Annotated in this window: 3 protein-coding genes and 1 pseudogene; 2 read left to right on the forward strand and 2 right to left on the reverse strand. The window is 67.6% G+C overall.

The features are described from left to right. Window positions 1-170: pseudogene (locus ABZ719_RS37535) on the reverse strand (calcium-binding protein); the annotation flags it as partial. A gap of 246 nt (window positions 171-416) precedes the next feature. Then, the gene (locus ABZ719_RS37540) at window positions 417-884 is read right to left on the reverse strand and encodes a hypothetical protein (RefSeq protein WP_366729652.1); all 468 of its coding nucleotides are present in this window, start codon (window positions 882-884) and stop codon (window positions 417-419) included. A 286-nt stretch (window positions 885-1,170) separates the two neighbouring features. On the opposite strand from ABZ719_RS37540, the gene ABZ719_RS37545 reads away from it, so the two are divergent. Then, window positions 1,171-1,443: a DUF4190 domain-containing protein gene (locus tag ABZ719_RS37545; RefSeq protein ID WP_366729653.1), complete on the forward strand. Its 273-nt coding sequence runs from the start codon at window positions 1,171-1,173 to the stop codon at window positions 1,441-1,443. A 370-nt stretch (window positions 1,444-1,813) separates the two neighbouring features. Then, entirely contained in the window at window positions 1,814-2,263 is a 450-nt protein-coding gene (locus ABZ719_RS37550) for a nuclear transport factor 2 family protein (RefSeq protein WP_366729654.1), read from the forward strand. Window positions 2,264-2,355: the final 92 nt, after the last annotated feature.

Raw genomic sequence — 2,355 nt, forward strand, 5'->3', positions numbered from 1 at the left:
CTCCGGAGGGCTCCCACGATCGCGGCGCGCTTGGCGGCGTCCGCCTCGGGTACCGCCGCGACGACTCTGCCGGCCATCAGCTCGAAATCGTCGGACTCGATGGCGCCGTTGCCGTCGGCGTCGAACAGTGTGAACACCAACCGGACCCGGTCGACTGCCTCTGCCTGCATCAGGACCCACCCCTTCACATGCGCGTTCTCGGCACCGTCCACTCTATGGAGCACTGGCTGGCCGGCTCTTCGAATGCGCACCCTTCACACGAACGAGTGGCAGCGGCCGGGAGCGGCGCAGATGCGTCTTCGGACGCCGGCTCACGGTCAGGCGGTGTCCCGGAAGAAGCCCGCCTCCTGCCGGAAGAAGAGGATGGAAGAAGTCGAGCCTCCTCGACGGAGGCCGCGGAACTCAGAACTCAGACCTCAGCCGAGGGCTTCCCGCAAACTCCCGCAGACCCGCTCCACCTCCGCCGCCTCGGGGAAACATCCCGCGGCGCCCATCGCCACCTGCAGCGCGGGACCGGAGGCACCGAACCGGGCCATGTCCTGTTCCCCGACGGGCTGCACGACGAAGTGGACATGCCCGGGAACCCCGCCGGCATGCGACCACAGACACACGTACACCTGCTCCGGGGTCATGACCTCGGTGACGGCCGCGCTCACCCGCTGCAGCAGCGGCCCCAGCTCGCCGGATTCCTGCGCGGTCAACTCGGCGACGTGCACCACATGCCGAGTCGGCTTGACCACGACGGTGCCCAGCCCCAGCGGTCCGACGCAGTGCTCGACGACCCAGGAGTCAGTCCGCAGCACGCTGCCGCCAGGCAGCGGCGCCCGGCCGGCCGTGAGGTCGCACGCCAGACATCCGCCGGCCGCGCGGGCGTCCGCCACCATCGGCGCTTCCCCCCATCTGTGCTGATCCGCTTGCTCGCGCTCAGCATTTGAACACAGGGGCCTGACCCGCAGGGGACCGACGAGCGAAAAACTCCCGCCGAAGTACCGTTCACCGATTCGCTCGCGGAGGCAGTGATTCCGTATCGACGCGGCGACGAGGTCACCGCAACTTCCGGACGGATGACGGCACTTGCTTGAATCGCGCAGGCATGACCCGGCCGGGACGGGCAACCAGAGAGGAACCGAAGGAATAAAGAAGCCAACCAGGACAGGTCAGGAGAAATCGATGTCATCCTACAGCCGCACGGGCGCACACGGGACGAGCCGGACCAGCGGGCTGGCGATCGCGGGACTGGTCTGCGGCATAGTCGGCCTCTTCTTCCTGCCGATCATCCTCGGTCCGCTGGCCATCATCTTCGGTGCCGTCGCGCTGCGTCAGACCGGTTCCGCGATGGCGAAGTGGGACATCGGCCTCGGAGTGGTCGACATCGTGTTCATGGTCGTGATGTTCGCCGTCGCGGCCAACAACGGCGGCAGCTTCACCTGGAACTTCGGCTGACCCCTGCCCGCCCGCTACCGCCCCGCCACGCCCTGAGCCGGGCCTGTGGCGGGGCTGGGCTGTTCGGGGGCGGGAAGCGCGAGGCGGCCGTCCGCTGCGTGGAAGGCATCGGCGGGAGGGGGAATCGCGCCGGTGATCGTCTGCCGATCACCCCCGCGTAGACCGTCTGGAAGACCTCGCGGCCGTTCGTGTCGCCTCCCCTTGTCCCCTTTCCCCGCCCACGTTCCCTCCCTCTTCCCTTCCTCTTCCCCCTCCCTGCCCTTTCTCCGAGCTTTTCTTGCGCTGAGCCTGTCGCGGAAAGGTCCCCGCGCGGCGCAACGATGTCTGATTTCCGCCAGCAAGAACCAGCCGTGCTGCTCATGCTGGGGCCATGACGATGGCAACCACCACGGAATCGGTACGGGTTCTCACCGGCATGTATGCGGCTGAGGCCGAGTACCTGGCGGCAGGAGGCCCCGGCAAGGCTTCGTTCGACCTGCTCGCCCCGTTCTTCGCTCCGGATGTCGAACTGCATCAAGCTGACGCCCTGCCTTACGGAGGCATGTGGCGTGGGCACGAGGGCATGAGGCAGTTCTTTCTCAGGATGGGGGGCGTATGGGAATCCTTCGACATGACGGAGCAGAAGTTCCTGGCCACCGGTGAGACCGCGGTCGTGCTCACCCAGGTACGGGCGCGCGCTCGCGCGACCGGCCGTGTGCTGGAATTCCCGATTCTGCAGGCCATCACCGTCAAGGACGGCCGGATCACCGAGGTCCGTCCGTTCTACTGGGACACCCGGGCTGTCGCCGACGCCTGCACCGCGCCGGCCCCGGCGGACTAAGAGCTGCGAACAAAAGGGGAGTCCGATCAGCTCGCGGCGTCCGGTGCGTGCGATCGCAAGGCGCCGGAAGGTCCTTGTAGCGGAGCTGTCAG

Origin of the sequence: Streptomyces sp. NPDC006743, from assembly GCF_040703815.1 — a bacterium.
Classification (GTDB): Bacteria; Actinomycetota; Actinomycetes; order Streptomycetales; family Streptomycetaceae; genus Streptomyces.

Coding starts and splice junctions, on each gene's coding strand:
- ABZ719_RS37540 (WP_366729652.1), bottom strand. CDS start 884: ATGGTGGCGGACGCCCGCGCGGCCGGCGGATGTCTGGCGTGCGACCTC.
- ABZ719_RS37545 (WP_366729653.1), top strand. CDS start 1,171: ATGTCATCCTACAGCCGCACGGGCGCACACGGGACGAGCCGGACCAGC.
- ABZ719_RS37550 (WP_366729654.1), top strand. CDS start 1,814: ATGACGATGGCAACCACCACGGAATCGGTACGGGTTCTCACCGGCATG.